Raw genomic sequence first — 1,195 nt, 5'->3', positions numbered from 1 at the left:
GAGACCTTGCCGGGAACTTGGAAACCTCATCGCGGACAAGCCCTGACCTTGCACGGACCTTGTCGAGGCATGTCCGCTTTCAGATCACTTGTGTATATGCGATTTGTCGTCGCTTCTGGCCTTCGGAGGAAGAGGTTCCAGACCCGGAGCAACGGCGCTCTGCGAAGCGAACAAGACAGCACTTTCTAAGGCATGAGGGGTAGACGGCGACGATAGCTACGTCGCTCCGTCACCTTCAGTCACCTTAACCACACATGTGTCCGCACCGCAGGCGATTGAAGAAAGAAGTCCCACAGGTCCCTATACGGCTGTTTGGCCCCTTACGTACTGGAACCACTTGATCTTCGAACGCACCTGCTCCAGATAGGGGTTCGGCGTTCGTTCGAGGTGTCCCACCGCCTCGACCCAGTACGCCAACGCACCCGCAGGGTCACCCTCCAAGCTGCTGAGGTCCCCCAAACGCGAGCAGCACATCCCCTCATTCTGATGCGCGACCGCTAGGGAGGCGGCTTCCCTGGCGTCCTGGTACATCACTTTGGCTTCGGAACGCCGCCATTGCGCCAACCGCACATCCCCGAAGGCTCGCAGAAGGGGTGACCTCGGGAGGGTGAGGCCATGCCGCTCGGACAATTCGAGACCGTTCGACAAGATCCGCTCGGCCTCGGATGTCCTGCCCAGACCCAACAAGGCGGTCCCCACTCCGACCATGCTCCTGATCATCCCCGTGACGTCGCCGGCGGACCAGAACCCCCTCTGGGCCGACCGGAAGCTGTCATAGGCGTCCCCATGCCTGCCCAGGTAGCTTTCCAAAAGTCCCCGGTTGTGCTGGGTACCCGCGATACCGAGGGCGTCACCGTGGGTCCGGAACACCCGCATGCAGCGCTCGTTCAATGCCCGCGCTTCTCTGTGACGGCCCTTCGCGAAGTGCATTTGGAAGAGATTCATCCCCACACGCGTCGCCATGTGCTCATCCCCCGACTCCTGATAGAGCTGTTGGGAGACGAGGAAGTGGCTTGAGGCGCTGTGGTGCCTTCCGGTCTCGCTCTGACTCAGCGCGAGATGGTTGTAGACCTTCGCGATGCCCCTTTGGTCCCCCAAGGCCTGGAACTCGTCGAGAGAGGCCCTGTACTCGGAGATCGCTCGCAGGTGATCATCCTGGTCGGCGTGGAGAAGACCGACCTGGTCCCGGGCATAC

General features: G+C 61.3%; 1 protein-coding gene. It reads right to left on the bottom strand.

Going from position 1 to position 1,195, the window contains the following annotated elements:
- Positions 1 to 300: 300 nt before the first annotated feature.
- Positions 301 to 1,195 (bottom strand): hypothetical protein (locus tag ACWGKS_RS30025; RefSeq protein ID WP_452525111.1); only part of this gene is annotated, 895 nt, incomplete at its 5' end.

This window comes from Nocardiopsis sp. NPDC055879 (assembly GCF_053615935.1).
Note: the sequence above shows the minus strand (reverse complement) of the source record. Positions and strands in the feature narration are given on the sequence as shown.